Raw genomic sequence first — 413 nt, forward strand, 5'->3', positions numbered from 1 at the left:
ATGTTCCAAACCCTGCCCGAAAAAGCAAAAGAGCGCTACTTGGCCACCAAATCCAAAACATGGGAATGGACATGGGCGAAAAAATGGTACAAAAAGCTTACCGGGAACAAACCCATTGAAGAGGAGGGTGAGATTATTCTCGACCATAATTACGATGGTATTAGGGAACTGGATAATGATATGCCACCTTGGTGGGTATACATGTTTTATGCGACCATAGTGTTTGGTGTTATTTATCTTGCCCGTTACCATGTGTTCAATGGAGCTGGTCAAAATATGGAATATGAAATGGAAGTGGCAGAAGCCCAATTGGCCATAGAAGAGTATAAAAAAAATGCCAAAGACCTAGTAGATATCAACACTGTTGAGTTTCTAACAGACCCATCAGACCTCAAAGCCGGTGAAGCCATCTT

Annotated in this window: 1 protein-coding gene; it reads left to right on the top strand. The window is 42.1% G+C overall.

Annotated elements, in window-relative coordinates:
- A partial coding sequence (locus OO007_RS20235; RefSeq protein ID WP_325810190.1) for a cbb3-type cytochrome c oxidase N-terminal domain-containing protein occupies nucleotides 1-413 on the top strand: 413 nt, incomplete at both ends.

It is taken from the genome of Cocleimonas sp. KMM 6892 (assembly GCF_035798195.1).
GTDB classification, from domain to species: domain Bacteria; phylum Pseudomonadota; class Gammaproteobacteria; order Thiotrichales; family Thiotrichaceae; genus Cocleimonas; species Cocleimonas flava.